The organism is Microbacterium sp. MYb66 (assembly GCF_002979435.1).
In the GTDB taxonomy this organism is placed as follows: Bacteria; Actinomycetota; Actinomycetes; order Actinomycetales; family Microbacteriaceae; genus Microbacterium.
The window spans coordinates 65,938-83,360 of the sequence record NZ_PCOV01000010.1; the positions used below are offsets into that span (position 1 = coordinate 65,938).

Annotated in this window: 13 protein-coding genes; 8 read left to right on the forward strand and 5 right to left on the reverse strand. The window is 70.5% G+C overall.

The window, feature by feature from the left end:
• The 3 genes from CQ045_RS16425 to hrpA form a co-directional block, all read right to left on the reverse strand.
• Window positions 1-987, reverse strand: coding sequence for a Gfo/Idh/MocA family protein (locus CQ045_RS16425; RefSeq protein ID WP_105725654.1), 987 nt, complete (start codon window positions 985-987; stop codon window positions 1-3).
• A gap of 74 nt (window positions 988-1,061) precedes the next feature.
• Complete coding sequence (locus CQ045_RS16430) at window positions 1,062-2,006, reverse strand: NADP-dependent oxidoreductase (protein ID WP_105725656.1); 945 nt, start codon at window positions 2,004-2,006, stop codon at window positions 1,062-1,064.
• A 27-nt stretch (window positions 2,007-2,033) separates the two neighbouring features.
• Complete coding sequence (gene hrpA, locus CQ045_RS16435; RefSeq protein WP_105725659.1) at window positions 2,034-5,984, reverse strand: ATP-dependent RNA helicase HrpA; 3,951 nt, start codon at window positions 5,982-5,984, stop codon at window positions 2,034-2,036.
• 43 nt (window positions 5,985-6,027) lie between these two features.
• On the opposite strand from hrpA, the gene CQ045_RS16440 reads away from it, so the two are divergent.
• The 3 genes from CQ045_RS16440 to msuE all read left to right on the forward strand — a co-directional run bounded on the left by CQ045_RS16440 (window position 6,028) and on the right by msuE (window position 8,782).
• Complete coding sequence (locus tag CQ045_RS16440; RefSeq protein WP_258131114.1) at window positions 6,028-7,233, forward strand: DUF1624 domain-containing protein; 1,206 nt, start codon at window positions 6,028-6,030, stop codon at window positions 7,231-7,233.
• Window positions 7,234-7,298: 65 nt separating this feature from the next.
• Window positions 7,299-8,135, forward strand: a complete 837-nt coding sequence (locus CQ045_RS16445) for an aldo/keto reductase (RefSeq protein ID WP_105725663.1) — start codon at window positions 7,299-7,301, stop codon at window positions 8,133-8,135.
• Window positions 8,136-8,212: 77 nt separating this feature from the next.
• On the forward strand, window positions 8,213-8,782 hold the full coding sequence (msuE, locus tag CQ045_RS16450) for an FMN reductase (protein WP_105725665.1): 570 nt from the start codon (window positions 8,213-8,215) through the stop codon (window positions 8,780-8,782).
• A gap of 27 nt (window positions 8,783-8,809) precedes the next feature.
• Here msuE and CQ045_RS16455 read toward each other — a convergent pair whose 3' ends face one another.
• Complete coding sequence (locus CQ045_RS16455) at window positions 8,810-9,790, reverse strand: aldo/keto reductase (RefSeq protein WP_105725667.1); 981 nt, start codon at window positions 9,788-9,790, stop codon at window positions 8,810-8,812.
• A gap of 123 nt (window positions 9,791-9,913) precedes the next feature.
• Here CQ045_RS16455 and CQ045_RS16460 point away from each other — a divergent pair, with 123 nt between their 5' ends.
• From CQ045_RS16460 to CQ045_RS16480, 5 genes are all read left to right on the forward strand, one after another.
• Entirely contained in the window at window positions 9,914-10,783 is an 870-nt protein-coding gene (locus CQ045_RS16460) for a helix-turn-helix transcriptional regulator (protein ID WP_105725669.1), read from the forward strand.
• Window positions 10,784-10,787: 4 nt separating this feature from the next.
• Window positions 10,788-12,590 carry a thioredoxin domain-containing protein gene (locus CQ045_RS16465; protein WP_105725671.1) on the forward strand — a complete coding sequence of 601 codons (1,803 nt, stop codon included), beginning with the start codon at window positions 10,788-10,790 and terminating at the stop codon, window positions 12,588-12,590.
• Window positions 12,591-12,818: 228 nt separating this feature from the next.
• A complete protein-coding gene (hisC, locus tag CQ045_RS16470) occupies window positions 12,819-13,910 on the forward strand; it encodes a histidinol-phosphate transaminase (protein ID WP_105725673.1) in 1,092 nt (363 codons plus the stop codon).
• On the forward strand, window positions 13,907-15,310 hold the full coding sequence (locus CQ045_RS16475; protein WP_105725675.1) for an amino acid permease: 1,404 nt from the start codon (window positions 13,907-13,909) through the stop codon (window positions 15,308-15,310). The genes hisC and CQ045_RS16475 overlap by 4 nt, the downstream gene beginning before the upstream one ends.
• Window positions 15,311-15,313: 3 nt before the next feature.
• The gene (locus CQ045_RS16480; RefSeq protein WP_105725677.1) at window positions 15,314-15,796 is read left to right on the forward strand and encodes an Lrp/AsnC family transcriptional regulator; all 483 of its coding nucleotides are present in this window, start codon (window positions 15,314-15,316) and stop codon (window positions 15,794-15,796) included.
• Window positions 15,797-15,827: 31 nt separating this feature from the next.
• On the opposite strand, the gene CQ045_RS16485 is transcribed toward CQ045_RS16480, so the two are convergent.
• Window positions 15,828-17,381 carry a dolichyl-phosphate-mannose--protein mannosyltransferase gene (locus CQ045_RS16485; RefSeq protein ID WP_105725679.1) on the reverse strand — a complete coding sequence of 518 codons (1,554 nt, stop codon included), beginning with the start codon at window positions 17,379-17,381 and terminating at the stop codon, window positions 15,828-15,830.
• Window positions 17,382-17,423: the final 42 nt, after the last annotated feature.

Below are 17,423 nucleotides of genomic sequence, written 5' to 3' on the forward strand. Positions count from 1 at the left end.
TCAGGCCTCCTCACGGGGGTAGCGGACGCCGATCTGCGCCCTGATCTCGTCGAGCGCGCCCAGGATGGCGACGCTCTCGGCGATCGGAAGGATGTCGCCCTCGAGGATGCCGTCGCGCACCAGGCGCTCGGCGGCGAAGGCCTGGTACTGCATGCCGCGACCGTCGACCTCGGAGACGTACTCCTCCTGCACCGTGCCGTCGGGCAGGATGACGCGGAAGGTGGTCGGGACGTACCAGACGCGGTCGATCTCGATGCGCGCGGCGGTGCCGAGGATACCGGCGGCGTTGGGGCCGGAGGCACGGGAAGACGAGAGGCTGGTCGAGACCGCGCCGCCCTCGTGCGTCATGACGGTGGCGACCTCGGAATCGGCACCCGTGTCGATGAGACGGCCGACGGCGCGAATGTCGGTCGGAGCGCCGAGGATGTCCCAGATGAAGGAGATCGGGTAGATGCCGAGATCGAGCAGCGCACCGCCGCCGAGCTCCAGGGCGTTCAGCCGATGCGCGGGATCGGTGGGCAGCAGCTGCGTGTGATCGGCGGTCACCGCGCGGATCTCACCGAGGACGCCGTCGGCGATGAGCTCGCGGATGCGGACCATGTGCGGCAGATACCGCGTCCACATCGCCTCCATGGCGAGCAGTCCGCGCTCGGCCGCGAGCGACTGCAGATCCTCCGCCTCCGCGCGGTTCAGCGTGAACGCCTTCTCGACGAGCACGTGCTTGCCGTGCTCCAGCGCGAGTCGGGCGTTCTCGTGGTGCATCGGGTGCGGGGTCGACACGTAGATGATGTCGACGTCGGGATCGCTCACCAGGGCCTCGTAGGAGGGGTGGGCGCGAGGGATGTCGAAGCGGGCGGCGAAGGCATCGGCCGACTCCTGCGAACGCGAGCCGACGGCCACGAGGTCGAGCCCGGCGGTGCGCAGATCGGATGCGAACGCGCCGGCGATGCCGCCGGTCGCGAGGATTCCCCAACGAAGACCAGTCATTGTCTCAGCGTACGGGGTGCGGTCGGCCCCGACGACCTGGAGATCGTGACGTCATCCACGGCGGACCGTCCTCGCTAGGGAACGAGGATGATCTTGCCCGAGGCGGCGCCGGATTCCATGAGCTCGTGGGCCCGCACCGCTTCGGCGAGGGGCAGCTCCGGGCCGAGTTCGACCGTGAAGTCGCCGGAGGCGAGGAGTGCGATCGTCGCGGGCACCGCCTCGGCGCGCCAGGCGAGCTCCTGCGGGGTCAGCGGGTCGGGTGAGCCGCCGGCGAAGGCGCGGATGCCGAAGGACGCGGCATCCGGTCCCCGCACGATCGTGGCGATCCGGTCGCGGTCCGCGACCAGCTTGAGAGAGGTCTCGATCGCCTCGTCGGTGCCCGCGCAGTCCAGCGCCACGGTGACGGGGGACGGGGCGGCCTCGCGGATCCGGTCGGCCAGGCCGTCGCCGTAGGCGACGGGGATCGCGCCGAGGTCGCGCAGCTGCTCGTGCCGCGCGGGGCTCGCCGTCGCGATCACGGTCGCGCCCCAGGCCACCGCGAACTGCACGGCGGCCTGCCCGACCGCACCGGAGCCTCCGTGTACGAGCAGCACGTCGTCGCCGGTGATCTCGAGCGAGCGCAGAGCCTGGTAGGCGGTGCCGGCGGGCGTGGCGATCGCGGCGCCCTCCGCGGCGGTCACGGAATCGGGGAGCTTCGCGAGGTTCTCCGTCGCGACGGCGAGCGCCGAGGCGTAGGTGCCGCGCGTGTCCTTGATGGCGACCCGATCACCCACGGCGAAGTCCTCGACACCTTCGCCGAGCGCCTCGATCACGCCCGCGCCGTCGAAGCCCACCGCACGGGGCTCGGTGATCGGCGGGGACGGCCGCTTGCCGCTGCGCAGCTTCGCGTCGATGGGATTCGCGCCTGCCGCCTCGATCCGAACGACGACCTCGCCGCGGGCGGCGACGGGATCGGGGATCTCGATCAGGTGGAGGACGGCGGGGGAACCGAGTTCGGTGTAGACGATCGCGCGGGCCATGGGATCAGGCTACCTGCGCGGGGCGCCTCAGCGGCCGGACAGCACCTTCATGATGCGCTGCGGCGAGACCGGCTGCGCGGTGCCGAGGCGCTGGGCGAACACGCTGACGCGGTACTCCTCCAACAGCCAGCGTGCCTCGACCAGGGCGGGTGGGGCGTCGGCGGCGAGCGGGATCGTGCCGCCGGCGTCTTCGAACGCCTTCGACATCCGCTCGTACTCGGTCATGCGCGCCCGGTCCTTGCCCGGCTCGTTGGCGAGGGTCTTGAGCCGGTCCAGCATCCCCTCGAGATACCGCGGGAAGTGCGTGAGCCGTTCGGCACCGGCCGCCGAGACGAAACCCGGATGCAGCAGCCCGCTGAGCTGCGTGCGGATGTCGTTCAGCGGTCCGAGCAGCGACAGCGAGTTCTGCGACTTGATGCCGCGCTCGACCTCGCGGGATTTCGTGAGGATGCGGGCGACCAGGGAGACGCAGGCGAAGAGCTCGTCGACCAGCGTCGCCGAGACCGCATCCCGGACCCGCGCGAACTCGGCTTCGCTGCGGACGATGCCGCGGTCCTCGCCGGTCGCGGTGCCGGTGGAGGCATCGATCACGCGGCGGGCCACGGCCGCGCGGCAGTCCTCGATCAGCGCGGCGGCGGACGGATAGGGCGACGCCGCGAGCGCCAGCTTCTCCTGGCTCGTGAGGTGCTCCTGCACGTATGACGACGGGGAGGGGACGCCCAGCAGCACGAGACGCAGCACGCCGTCGCGGGTGGCGGCCGCCGCGGCATCCGGTGTCGACTCGACGCGCACCGACACGCTCTTGCGCTGGTCGACGATCGCGGGGTATCCGCGCACGACGCCGCCCGCGACGCGGGTGTCGAGCACCTCGGGCAGCTCGCCGAAGGTCCACGCGGTGAGTCCGGTCTGCTCGATCGGGGCGGAGGCGACGCGCTCGGCACCGCGGTTCCCGGCGTTGTGTCCGGGGCGGGCCGGGGCGGCGATCGATCGGGCGACGCTGCTGCGCGCCCGGTCGGAGAGCTCGGTCTGCAGTGCGCGCAGATCGCGCCCCGAGCCGACGACGCGACCGCGCTCGTCGACCGCCCGGAAGTTCATGCGCAGGTGCGGCGGCACGCGTTCGTCGTCGAAGTCGGCGGCGGAAACGAGCTGATTGGCGAGCGGTTGGATGAGTCGGGCGAGGGCTTCCTTCAGGGTGCGCGGCGGCAGGCCTCCGTGCGATTCGGGACCCTGTTCGGCCAGCTCGGCGCCGAACTTCTCGGCCCAGTCGGCCGCCGGGACGACGTGCCGACGGATGGCCTTGGGCAGGGCGCGCAGCAGTCCGGTCACGAGCTCGGCGCGAAGGCCCGGAACCTGCCAGTCGAAGCCGCGATCCTCGAGCTGGGCGAGCAGCGGAAGCGGCACGACGACGCTGACGCCGTCGTCGTCGGCGCCGGGTTCGAACCGGTACGCGAGGCCCAGGACCTGGTCGCCCTGCGTCCACCGGGTCGGGAACTCGCGCTGATCCGCGCGCTCCTCGTCGTCGATGAGGTCGCTCTCGCGCATCACGAGCAGCTTCGGCGTCGTGGCCATGGCCTCTCGCCACCAGCTCTCGAACGAGCGCACGTCGAACACGTCGGCGGGGATGCGCTCGTCGTAGAACCGGAACACCGCCTCGTCGCCGGCGAGGATGTCGCGGCGGCGCTCGCGCTCTTCCAGCTTCTTGAGGCGCTTGCGCAGCTCGGCGTTGCTGCGCCAGAACGCGCTCACCCGCTTGTCGATCCGTGTCGGATCCCACTCGCCCTCGACGAGCGCATGACGCACGAACAGCTCGCGGGAGGCGGCCCGGTCGATGCGGGCGAACTGCACGCGTCGGCGCGGGATGATCTCGAGCCCGAACAGCGTCACCTTCTCGAAGGCGACGGCGGCACCGGCATCCTTCGACCAGTGCGGTTCGGTCACCTGCCGCTTGGCGAGATCGCCCGCGAGGGGCTCCGCCCACGCCGGGTCGATCGCGGCGACCGTGCGCGCGAAGGTGCGCGAGGTCTCGACGATCTCGGCGGCGATCACCGCACGCGGGCTCTTCTTGCGCAGACCCGAGCCGGGGAAGATCGAGAAGCGGATGCCGCGGGCGCCGCGATACTCGGCGATGCGCCGGCCCTTCGGCTCCTTCGCGGGGGAGTGCGCCTTGCCCGTCGGGGCGGTGCGCTCGTCGAGGATGCCGATCTGAGAGAGCAGGCCCGACAGCACCGCGCGGTGGATCGCGTCGGGGTCGCTCGCGCCGCCCATGTCGCCCTCGCGGCCGGGGGCCTTGACGAGCGTTCGCAGCTGGCGGTGCACGTCGAACCATTCCCGGACCCGCACGTAGTTGAGGTGCTCGGCGCGGCACAGCCTCCGGAACGCGCTCGACCCGAGTTCGCGCTGCTGCTCGCGCAAGTGGTTCCACAGGTTCAGGAGCGTGAGGAAGTCGCTGGTCGGATCGACGAACCGGGCGTGCAGGCGGTCGGCCTCCTCCCGTCGCTCCTCCGGCCGCTCGCGCACGTCCTGGATCGTCATTCCCGACACGATCGCCAGCACGTCGCGCGTCACGGTTCCGCCGGAACCCGCTCTTCCCGCTTCGATCAGCATCCGCGCGAACCGCGGGTCGATCGGCATCCGCGAGATGTCCCGACCCGTTCGGGTGAGGTGCGGGGCACCGTCGCGCCGGGAGGGCTCGACGGCGCCCAGCTCGGTGAGCAGGTCGAACGCGGCCTTCACTCCGCGCGAGTCGGGCGGGGTGAGGAAGGGGAACGCCGTGATGTCGCCGAAGCCGAGCGACAGCATCTGCAGGATGACGGAGGCGAGGGAGGTGCGCAGGATCTCGGGTTCGGTGAACTCGGGCCGCTTGGCGTAGTCCTCCTCCGAGTAGAGGCGGATCGCGATGCCGTCGCTGGTGCGGCCGGCACGACCGGAGCGCTGGTTCGCGGAGGCCTGCGAGATCGCCTCGATCGGGAGGCGCTGCACCTTCGAGCGATTGCTGTAGCGGGAGATGCGGGCGGTGCCGGTGTCGATCACGTACTTGATCCCCGGCACGGTGAGGCTCGTCTCGGCGACGTTCGTGGCGAGGATGACCCGGCGGCGCACACCGGCGACCCTGCTGCGCTCGAACACCCGGTGCTGCTCGGCCGACGAGAGTCGTCCGAACAGGGGCAGCACCTCGGTCGGGGAGCGGTCTTTCGAATAGGCGCCGCGCACCGCATCCGCCGCGTCGCGGATCTCGGCCTCGCCGGGGAGGAAGACGAGCACGTCGCCGGGGGCCTCGCGGTCGAGCTCGCGCAGCGCGGAGACGATCGCGGTGACCTCGTCCTCGGGCTCGCCGGTGCTCGCCGCGGTCTGTCCGACGTCGGCGTCCTCGTCGTCGACGAGCGGCCGGTAGCGGATCTCGACGGGATAGGTGCGGCCGGACACCTCGATGATCGGTGCGGGAGTGCCGTCGGCCGCGGCGAAGTGCTTCGCGAAGCTCTCCGGATCGATCGTCGCGGAGGTGATGATCACCTTGAGGTCGGGGCGCTCCGGAAGGATGCGGGCGAGGTAGCCGAGCAGGAAGTCGACGTTGAGGGAGCGCTCGTGCGCCTCGTCGATGACGATCGTGTCGTAGCGGGTGAGGAGCCGGTCGCGGTGGATCTCATTGAGGAGGATGCCGTCGGTCATCAGGGCGATGCGGGTGGCATCGGACACCTTGTCGGTGAAGCGCACCTTGTAGCCGACGAGCGTGCCCAGCTCCACCTGGAGCTCTTCGGCGACGCGCTCGGCGATGGTCCGAGCGGCGAGACGCCTCGGCTGCGTGTGCGCGATGCGCTCCCGGCCGAGCTCGAGCGCGATCTTCGGCAGCTGTGTCGTCTTCCCCGACCCCGTCGCACCTGCGACGATCACCACCTGGTGGTCGCGGATGGCGTCGGCGATCTCCGCCCGGGCGGCGCTGACGGGCAGCTCCGGGGGGAACGAGATCACGGGGGAGGACATAGCCCTCCATCGTATGACGGGATCCGCCCCCTACGATCATCTGGTGATCAACGCACTGCCTCCCGTCCGGTGGTTCCGCGAGTTCGGGCGACCTCCGCGCATCCTCGGGCTCGACATCGCCCGCGGACTGGCGATCCTCGGCATGGCCGGAGCGCACATCGGCGAGACGGAGGCCTTCGATTGGGTGGACCCCGCCACCTGGACCGATCTGGTGCACGGGCGCTCCTCGATACTCTTCGCGGTGCTCGCCGGAATCTCGATCGCCCTGATGACCGGACGCAGCGTGCTCCCGGAGCGCGAGCGCATGCCGAGCATCCGCCTGAACCTGATCGGCCGTGGTGCGGTGATCTTCCTGATCGGTCTCGCACTGGAGATGCTGAACACGCCGATCGCCGTGATCCTCACCCTCTACGGTCTGCTCTACGTCGCGGTGATCCCGTTCCTGCGCTGGCGGCCCCGGCAGCTGCTCGTGGCGGCGGGACTGCTCGCGCTCATCGGTCCTGCCCTGCTCGCGTTCCTGAACGCGGTGATGCTCAACCCCTACGGCTCCGGCATCGGCTTCGTGCTCTACGGCAGCTATCCGATCACGGTGTGGATGGCTTTCGTCCTCGGCGGCATGGCGCTCGGGCGTCTCCGCGTGGACCAGCTGCGCACCGCGGCGATCGCACTCGGCGTCGGGCTCGCGCTCGCGGTGCTGGGGTACTGCCTCGGCGGGATCGCCCAGGTCACGGGGATCACCGGCTCGTCCGGGGCTATCTCGTCGAGCGCGGACGTCTCCTCGAGCATCGACGGTTCGATCCTCGAAGGCGGGTCCAGCGCCTGGTCGCCGCCGTCCGGATGGGAGGACTACGCGCAGGCGCTCGCCGCGACCGACCCGTTCCGCGCCGCCGTCACCGCGGTGTTCGCGGTCGAGCCGCACAGCGGCGGCACCGCCGAGATCCTCGGGTCCGGCGGTTTCGCGCTCGCAGTGATCGCGCTGTGCCTGCTGCTGAGCGGACCGCTGCGCTGGGTGCTGCTGCCGCTGGGCGCGCTCGGCTCCATGCCGCTCACGGCATACAGTGCGCATGTGCTGTCGATCGTGTTGATCGGCGGGCCCGGTGCCTTCTTCACGAGCAACGCGTTCTGGGCGGCGACGGCCGTGGCTCTGCTCCTGCTGACGACGCTGTGGTCGATGTTCCTCGGACGAGGCCCGCTCGAGCGCCTCGTCGGACGGGGCGCGGCGGCGATGGCCGCGGTTCCCCGGCGCTGAGAGTCCTGCGACTTCTTTCCTCCGCACCCGGCCTCGACGTCTGACACCGGTCATAGGCTGGAGGGATGACGATTCCTGCACTCGAACTGAACGACGGCAACTCCATCCCGCAGCTCGGCTACGGCGTCTTCAAGGTGCCGCCGGCAGAGACCGAGCGTGCGGTGAGCGAGGCGCTGGAGATCGGCTACCGCCACATCGACACCGCCGCGATCTACGGCAACGAAGAGGGGGTCGGCGCGGCCATCGCGGCCTCCGGCATCCCGCGTGACGAGCTGTTCGTCACGACGAAGCTCTGGAACGACCGCCATCACGGCGAGGAGCCTCGCGCGGCCATCGGCGAGAGCCTCGAGAAGCTCGGCCTCGACGAGGTCGACCTGTACCTGGTGCACTGGCCCGCCCCGGCGGTCGGCGACTACCTGCACGCGTTCTCGAAGCTCGTCGAGCTCCGCGAGGCCGGCCTCACGCACAGCGTCGGCGTCTCGAACTTCCTGGTTCCCCACCTCGAGCGCGTCGTCGCCGAGACCGGCGTCGTGCCGGCCGTGAACCAGATCGAGCTGCACCCCGCTTACCAGCAGCGCGACGTGGTCGCCTGGGCCGGTGAGCACGGCGTGCGGATCGAGGCGTGGGGCCCGCTCGGCCAGGGGAAGTACGACCTGTTCGGCACTCCGGCGGTGGCGGAGGCCGCGTCCGCGCATGGGGTCACGCCCGCGCAGGCGGTGCTGCGCTGGCACCTGCAGAAGGGCATCATCGTGTTCCCGAAGTCGGTGCGGCCCGAGCGTCTGCGCGAGAACCTCGACGTCTTCGGCTTCGAGCTCACGGATGCCGAGATCGCGGCGATCGACGCCCTCGACCCGCTCGACGGCACCGGCCGCGTCGGCTCGCACCCGGACGACGTCAACTGAGGCGAGGCCTTCCGGCTCACATGACGCCCCGTGTCGCTTCGCGCGACACGGGGCGTCGTCGTGAGTAGCTTCGAAGCATGACAGCTCCGTTCCGCGTCGTCGCCGTGTCGGGATCCCTGCACGAGCCGAGCAAGACGACAGCCCTCGTCCGTGCGATCACGGCCGCGATCGCCGAGCGCGCCGAGGTCGAGTCGCAGCTCATCGAGCTCACGCAGATCGGACCGGGCCTGGCCGGGGCCCTCCGACGCGACCAGCTGCCGCCCGAGGTCGAGGAGCAGCTGCAGGCGATCGAGTCCGCCGACCTGCTGATCGTGGGAAGTCCGGTCTATCGCGCCTCCTTCACGGGGCTCTTCAAGCACCTGTTCGACTTCGTCGGGCAGTACGATCTGGTCGGCAAGCCGGTGCTGCTCGCGGCCACCGGCGGCGGAGAGAAGCATGCGCTGATCATCGAGCACCAACTGCGCCCGCTGTTCGCCTTCTTCCAGGCGCTCACCCTTCCGCTCGGCGTCTACGCGAGCAACACCGATTTCGACGGCTACGAGATCGCGTCGGATGTGCTGAAGGCGCGCATCTCTCTCGCCGCCGAGCGTGCCCTGCCGCTGGTCGGCTACGCGGCTGCGCGTCCGGTCGAACTGCTCGTCAGCTGACCGACGGCATACTCCCCACGACGCGGGTCACTGATCGATGGTGCCCATGTTGGCCTCGTCGTGTCGCGCGCCCGCCGCGGGTTCGAGCCGCGACAGACGCTCAGCCTGATCCGCGGTGAGCTCGATGGCATCGGCGGCGATGTTCTCCTCCACGCGCGCCACCCGACGAGTGCCAGGGATCGGCGCGATGTCGTCCCCCCGGGAGAGAATCCACGCGAGCGCCGTCTGCGCCGGGGTCGCGCCGATCTCGGCGCCGATCGCACGGACCTCGTCTACGAGACGCAGATTCCGATCGAGGTTCTCGCCCACGAACCGCGGGTTCGACTTGCGCCAGTCGTCGTCGGGGATGTCGGCGGACGAGCGGATGCCGCCCGTCAGGAGGCCATGCCCGAGTGGGGAGTAGGGTACGAACCCGATGCCGAGCTCGCGAAGAACGGGCAGGATCTCCTGCTCGACGTCGCGAGTCCACAGCGAGTACTCCGTCTGCAGAGCCGACACCTGCTGCACGGCGTGCGCCCGCCGGATCGTCTGTGCAGAGGCCTCCGACAGTCCGAAATGAAGTATCTTGCCCTCGGCGATGAGATCGGCGACGGCGCCGGCGGTGTCTTCGATGGGCGTGTTCGGATCGACACGGTGCTGGTAATAGAGGTCGATCCGGTCGGTGCCCAGGCGGCGCAGCGAGCCTTCGACGGCCGCCTTCACGTTCTGCGGCGAGCTGTCGATCACTCCCGGGCCCCCACCGCTGTGCGAGACGAGCCCGAACTTCGTCGCGATCCTCACCTGATCACGTCGGCCGTGGAGCGCGCGGCCGACGATCTCCTCGCTGAGGTAGGGGCCGTAGATCTCCGCGGTGTCGATGTGGGTCACGCCGAGGTCGAGCGCGCGGTGGATGGTGCGGACGGATTCGTCGTGGTCGAGACCGCCGCCGGACGTATAGGTGCCGGCCATGGTCATCGCGCCGAGGCCGATGCGAGAAACCTCGATGCTTCCCAGATGTGCGTTCTTCATGTTCTTCCTTCGTCTGTTCCGTGCTTCGACCCAACCCGCTTTCTTCGGATTCAGCGCGGCCCTGTCTATGGGTGCCCCCACAGGGACCCCCTCTGGCGTCGTGTTCGGCGTAGTTTCGATCGCATGGAGACCCCGGACGCCATCAGCGAGTTCCTCACGACGAGGCGCGCGCGACTCGTCCCCGAGGACGTAGGGCTGCCCGACTTCGGCGGTCGCCGCCGTGTGCCGGGCCTGCGCCGCGAAGAAGTCGCCCTCGTGGCCGGGATGAGTCCCGAGTACTACAAGCGCCTCGAGCGGGGTCAGGCGAAAGGTGTCTCGGATGCCGTCATCGACGGAGTGAGCCGTGCGCTCCGACTCGACGAGGCCGAACATGCGCATCTGCACGACCTGATCCGCGCGGCCGCTGCGGGCGCGCGTCCGCGACAGCGCGAGCGTCCCGCGCAGGCAGTGCAGGTCACCGCTGCCACGCGCCAGACCATCGATGCGATGTCCACTGTCCCGGTCTACGTGCAGAACGGCCGATTGGACGCCGTCGCGACGAACGCACTCGGACGTGCTCTGTTTTCGGAGATGCTCGACGACGCTCCTGCACCCGCGAATGCCGCGCGGTTCGTCTTCCTCGAACCCCGGGCGCAGGGGTTCTATCGGGACTGGGGCGCCCAGACGCGGCAGGTCGTGGCCGTGCTGCGTGCCGAGGCGGGCCGCTCGCCATACGACCGGAGACTCAGCGACCTCGTCGGCGAGCTGTCCACTCGCAGCGATCTCTTCCGGAAGCTGTGGGCAGCGCACGACGTCCGTGAGCATCGCGCGGGCCTGAAGACGATCCATCATCCGATCGTCGGCGACCTCGACCTCACGTATCAGGCGATGGATCTCGCGTCGGACCGCGGGCTGCAGATGATCGTGTTCTCCGCCGAGCCGGCTTCCGCCAGTCGAGAGCGGCTCCAGCTTCTCGCCAACCTGACCCAGACGGCAGCGGAGGCGAGAGGATAGCCGTATGACGAACCGGCTCGCCGACACGCTCAGCCCGTACCTCCGCCAGCACGCCGAAAACCCGGTCGACTGGTACCCGTGGGGCGAGGAGGCGTTCGCCGAGGCGCAGCGGCGCGATGTCCCGCTGCTGATCTCGATCGGCTACTCCACCTGTCACTGGTGCCATGTGATGGCGCGCGAGTCGTTCGCCGATCCGCACACCGCCGCGCTCATCAACGAGGGCTTCGTCGCGGTGAAGGTCGACCGTGAGGAGCATCCTCAGGTCGACGGGGCCTACATGGCCGCCGCGTCCGCCTTCACGCAGAACCTCGGTTGGCCGCTCACGGTCTTCACCACGCCCCGTGGTCGCACGTTCTACGCCGGCACGTACTGGCCGCCGGAGGCCCGCGGTCAGATGCCCGGTTTCCGCGAGGTGCTCGCCGCGGTGCGGGAGGCATGGACCGTGCGGCGCGAGCAGGCCGAGGAATCGGCGGATGCCGTGACCGATGCCCTTGCCCGCGCGGCGGAGTCCACGCCGTCGGACCTGCCCGACGTGGTGGCCATCGCGAGGGCGGCCGAGGCGATCGCCCAACGGGAGGACCGGGTCTACGGCGGATTCGGCGGTGCGCCGAAGTTCCCCGTCGCCACGACACTGCGGTTCCTGCAGCATCCTCTGGTGCGGGAGGGCACCCCGCAGGCGGCGGCTTCGGCGGCACGAGCGCTCGCGGCGATGGCGGGATCGGACCTGCGCGACGCCGATGGCGGCTTCTTCCGCTACGCCACCCAGCGTGATTGGACGGTGCCGCACTATGAGCGGATGCTGACCGACAACGCCCAGCTGCTCGACGTCGCGCTCGACGCGGGAGACGAGCAGACCGTGCGGGGCATCGCGTCCTTCCTGATCGATGTGCTCCAGCGTGACGGCGGCGGAATCGGTGCGGCTCAGGACTCGGAGTCGACGATCGACGGGGTCCGCAACGAGGGCGGGTACTACCTCCGCCCGCTCGCCGAGCGCGCGATTCTGGAGCCGCCGGCGGTCGACGGCAAAGTGATCACCGGCTGGAACGGACTCGCGATCGGTGCGCTCGCCCGTGCCGGAGCGAGGCTCGGCGAGCAGTCGTGGATCGATGCTGCCGCTGCCGCCGCCGACCACGTGCTGCGGATCAACCGGGACGATCGCGGCGTGCTCGTGCGGGCGTCGCTGGAGGGACGAGCCTCCGCAGCCGTGGCGACCGCCGCCGACCTCGGGCTCCTCGCCGACGGTCTGTTCGCTCTCGCCCTGGCGACCGGGCAGACGGAGTGGGCGGTCACGGCCCGAGGCATCCTCGACACGGCGCTGGAGGGCGCGGGAGTCGACGATCCGCTGCTCTCGGCGCAGGGCATCGCGACCTCGCCCGATCACACCGACGGAGATCTGCCCTCCGATGCCGCCGCGGTCGCCGGAGCCGCCCTCACCGCCTGGTGGCTGGGAGCGGGGGATCGGTATCGAGAGGCGGCCGCCGCGACCGTGAGCGCGCTCGCCGAGCGCTCCCTCGAGCAGCCGTTCGCCCACGGGTCGCTGCTGCGGGCGGCCGCAGGGCTGGCCGCGCCCCCGCGCCAGCTCGTCGTGGTGACGTCCGCGCGGGACGGGGAACTCGCCGAGGCCGCCAGAGGTGCGGACGCCGAGGTGATCGCCGTGGTCGATCCGGGGCAGGCGAAGACGTTCGCGGATGCCGGCTTCGAGCTGTTCGAGGGCAAGCACGAGACGGTGGAACGCGCCTACGACTGCCGTGCGTTCGTGTGCCGGCTGCCGGTGAGCGAGCCGTCGGAGGTCTCGATCTCCCGCTGATTCCGACTGCCGTCGTGTACCCACGGATTGCCACACGAAGGCGGCGGCCGGGGGACCGGGGCCTGACGGTGTTGAGCGATCCACTGTGCAATCTGCCCAGGCTTTCGCGGTTGGACGGGCGCCGGTTGCGCGGGTTGCGCAGCATCCGGTGCACCGATTGCTCAGTACCAGGGATCCGTTCTACTGTTGCGCGACCCCACCCGTGATCACAGCAAGGATGCTCTGACGATGCCCCTCCCCACCCGCGCCGGACTCGACGCCGTTCCCGCGTACCGCCAGGGGCGCTCCGCCCCGGCCGGTGCCTCGAAGCTCTCCTCGAACGAGTCGCCGCACCCGCCGCTGCCGTCGGTCGCCCAGGCCGTGCGCGACCGGATCGACGGCATCAACCGCTACCCGGACATGAGCGCCGCCGCGCTTCGCGAACGGCTCGCGGCCCGCTACGACGTCGACCCGTCGGAGGTGACCGTCGGCGCGGGGTCGGTCGAGATCGCCTCCCAGCTGATCCATGCGGTCGCCGGCGACGGCGATGAGGTCGTCTTCGCATGGCGGTCGTTCGAGGCGTACCCCTCGCTGGTCCGCATCGCCGGTGCCACGCCCGTCCCGGTGCCGCTCGACGCAGACTACGGACACGACCTCGACGCGATGCTCGCGGCGATCACCCCGCGCACCCGGCTGATCTTCGTCTGCAACCCGAACAACCCGACCGGCACCGTGGTCGGCGCCGACGAGCTGGAGCGCTTCGTCGCCGCGGTGCCGCACGACGTGCTCGTGGTGATCGACGAGGCCTACGTGCACTTCGACACGACCGAGAGCCGCGGCGCCGGCATCGAGCTGTTCCGTCGGCATCCGCATGTGGCCGTGCTGCACACGTTCTCCAAGGCATACGGGCTCGCCGGACTCCGCATCGGCTACGCCATCGCCCCGGCCGGCGTCGCCGAGAACCAGCGCAAGGTCGCCGTGCCCTTCGGCGTGACCGACCTCGCTCAGACCGCGGCCCTCGCCTCGCTGGATGCCGAGGACGAACTCGCGAGACGGATCGACGAGGTGATCACCCAGCGCGACCGCCTGCACGCCGTGCTCACCGCGGCCGGCTGGCCGGCGGTTCCGTCACAGGCGAACTTCGTCTGGGTGCCGTCCGGCGATCGCACGGACGAACTCGAAAGCCTGCTGCAGACCGGAGGGGTGATCGCGCGGTCCTTCGCCGGGGAGGGCATCCGCATCTCCTCGGGCTCCGAGGAGGACATCGACCGGGTGGAGGCCGCCCTCGCGGCGTCCGTCCGTGACGGGGCCACCGCCGAGCGCGTGGAGGTCGGCGCATGACCGGCGAGCGCGTGACCGAGGTCCCCCCGACCACCACGACCACGAAGGGCCTGCATCCGGGGCTGACGCGGCGTCAGATCTCGATGATGGGCCTCGGCGGCGCGATCGGTGCCGGCCTGTTCGTCGGGTCGGGGCAGGCGATCAGTATCGCGGGCCCCGCTGTCCTGGTCTCGTACCTGGTCGCGGGCGGCATCGTCGTGCTCGTGATGGCGATGCTCGCCGAGATGGTCGCCGCGCGGCCGAGCTCCGGTGCCTTCAGCTCGTATGCGCAGAAGGCGATGGGGCGCAGTGCCGGCAGCGCCGTCGGATGGCTCTACTGGATCCAGCTGGTCGTGGTGATCGCCGCCGAGGCCACCGGTGCGGGGGCGATCACCGCCAACTGGACTCCGGGCATCCCCGCCTGGGTCTGGGTGCTGATCTTCGTCGTGGTGCTCACCGCGGTGAACCTGTTCGGCGTCCGCAACTACGGCCGCTTCGAGTTCTGGTTCGCGGCGATCAAGGTCGTGGCGATCATCGCGTTCCTCGTGGTCGGGGTGTGCGCGATCGTCGGGCTCATCCCCGGGGTCCCGGCGACCGGCATCGCGAACCTCGTCGACAACGGCGGCTTCGCCCCGAACGGTCTCACCGGCATCGCGGGAGCCCTCCTCATCGTCGTGTTCGCCTTCGGCGGCACCGAGGTCGTCGCGATCGCGGCCGCCGAGTCCGACGACCCGGCGCGCAACATCCGCCGGATCGTCCGCGAGGTGCTCGTGCGCATCCTCGTCTTCTACGTCGGATCGATCTTCGTCATCGTCTCGGTGCTGCCCTGGAACGACCCCGCGGTCAAGGCCGGACCTTTCTCGGCCGTGCTGGAGACCCTGAACGTTCCGGGCGTCGGCCTCGTGATGGATCTCATCGTCATCATCGCGCTGCTTTCGGCCATGAACGCCAACATCTACGGCGCCTCCCGCATGGCGTACTCACTGGGGGAGCGCGGTCTCGCCCCTCTCGCTGCGACCCGCACGAGCCTGAAGGGCGTGCCGTTCGTCGCCGTGCTGGCGTCGGTCGCGTTCGGCTTCGTCACGGTGGGGCTCAACTGGGCGTTCCCCGACGTGGTCCTCCCCGCCCTCCTCAACGTGGTCGGTTCGACGCTGCTCGTGATCTGGACCGCGACCGCCGTCGCGCAGATCATCCTCCGTCGTCGCGCGGATCGCACGGGTGAGCAGATGCCGATGCGGATGTGGGGGTTCCCGTGGCTCTCCTGGCTGTGCCTGCTGCTGCTGGCGGCCGTCATCGCGCTCGCCATGATCGATGAGGCCGCGCGCATCCAGCTGCTGCTGACCCTCGGCCTCACGGGCGTGCTGCTCCTCGTGGCACGTGCGACCCGGGGCATGGCCCGTCCCGGCGTGATGCGGGAGTAGACGATGCGCATCGATCGCCTCGACGCCCAGCTGATCCGGCTGCTCACGGAGTCGCCCCAGCTGCCGATCCTGGAGGTCGCGCGGCGGCTCGGGATCGCCCGCGGCACCGCGACGAGCCGCCTCGCACGCCTGCACGAGGGCGGGGTGATCGAGGCGATCGTGCCGCGCATCGACCCGGCCGGCTTCGGTTACGGCGTCGTCGCGTTCTGCCTGGTCGAGATCGACCAGAAGGTGGGGCACGACGACGTGGCGGCGGCCCTTGCGGATGCGGTCCCCGAGATCGTCGACATGCACACCGTCACCGGCGCCAGCGACATGCAGCTGCGGCTGGTGGCCCGGGATGCCACCCGGCTGCAGGAGGTGCTCGACCGCGTCGCGCTCGTGCCGGGGGTCGCGCGCACGGCCTCGTCGATCGCGATGCGCACGCACCTCTCCGGGCGCGTGCTGCCTCTGGTCGAGCACGTCGCGACCGACGAGGTGCCGTAAGGGATCGCACCCGGTCGGGTGGGCCGCCCGGTCAGACCCAGCCGGGGAGCCAGTTGTGCAGCAGCCAGAACTCGTACGGCACGCTCATCCCGGTCCACAGCGGCAGGAAGAACGCCGACACCAGCACCACGAACGCGAGGAAGATCATCACGGTCCGCTCGCCGGACTGCCGTCGATAGAGCGGATCCTCGCGCTTGCCCGCGATGATCCGCAGCGTCATCGCCAGTGCGAGCACCAGGAACGGCATCATCACGACCGTGTAGAACTGGAAGATCGTGCGCTCGGGGAACATCAGCCAGGGCAGGTAGGTGACCGCGAGACCCACGAGCGGGATGCTCAGCTCGGCGCCGATCGGCTGTCGCGTGATCCACCCGCGCACCAGCCGGTACAGCAGGTAGACGGCAGCCGCCACCCCGCCGTACCAGATGAGTGGATTGGGCACGGCGGAGATCACCGCGATGCAGTGGTCCGTGCCGCAGGGGCCGGGATCGGAGTCGACCCACACCGCCGTCGGGCGCAGCAGGAACGGCCACTCCCAGGCGGGGCTCGCGTAGGGGTGGCCGCGGCTCAGCCCGACATGGAAGCCCAGCATCGACTGGTGGTACTTCCAGAGGGCGACCAGCGGGTTCGCGTCGCTCTGGCGGTCGTAGCCCCCGGCGGTCACGAGCCAGCCCGTCCAGCTGATCAGGTACACCGCGGCGGCCGGGAACACGAGCAGCACGAACGAGACCGGACCCTGGCGGAAGGCGGCGGCGGTCGGCCACAGCACGACTCCGGCGCGGCGCCGAGCCAGCGCATCCGTGACGACGACGTACAGGCCGAAGCCCGCGAGCACGTACAGCCCCGACCACTTCACGGCGGATGCCGCGCCCAGCGCGGCTCCTGCGGCGATCAGCCAAGGACGGCGCCAGAGCACCGGGCCCCAGAACGGATCGGGCGCTTCCGGGTCTCGCCGCTCGAGGAGCGGGATCGTCCGCTGCCGGTCGATCACCACGAACAGCACGCCCAGCAGGACGAAGAACGTCAGGATGCCGTCGAGCAGCGCGATGCGGCTCATCACGATGCTCAGGCCGTCGATCGCGAGCAGGGTTCCGGCCACCGTGGCGACGACGACGGAGCCGCTCAGACGCCGCGCGATCAGATACACCAGCAGCACGGAGCCCGTGCCGAGCAGCGCCGTCGCCAGGCGCCAGCCGCCGCTGTTGTCCGGCCCGCCGATCGCGATGCCCAGGGCGATGAGCCACTTGCCGAGCGGCGGGTGCACGATGAACGCGCCCTGCTCGGAGAGCGGCAGGTCCTGGAGCGTGAGGAACGCATCGTTGGCCTTCTCGCCCCAGGTGCCCTCGTACCCCAGGGTCCACAGCGACCAGGCGTCCTTGACGTAGTAGGTCTCGTCGAAGGCGAGCTGGTGCGGGTGCGCCACCCCGATCAGGCGCAGCACCGCGGCCAGGGCGGTGATCACGAGGGGGGCGAGCCAGCGGATCGCGCGTCCCCAGTCCGGCGCGCGGAGCACGCGATCCCGGAGTCGCCCGTAGCGCGTCAGCCGCTCCTCGGGAGGGGGAAGCAGGGGCACGGGCGCGGTCACCGCTCCAGCCTAGACAACGAGCCTTCAGCGGCGGCTGCATCC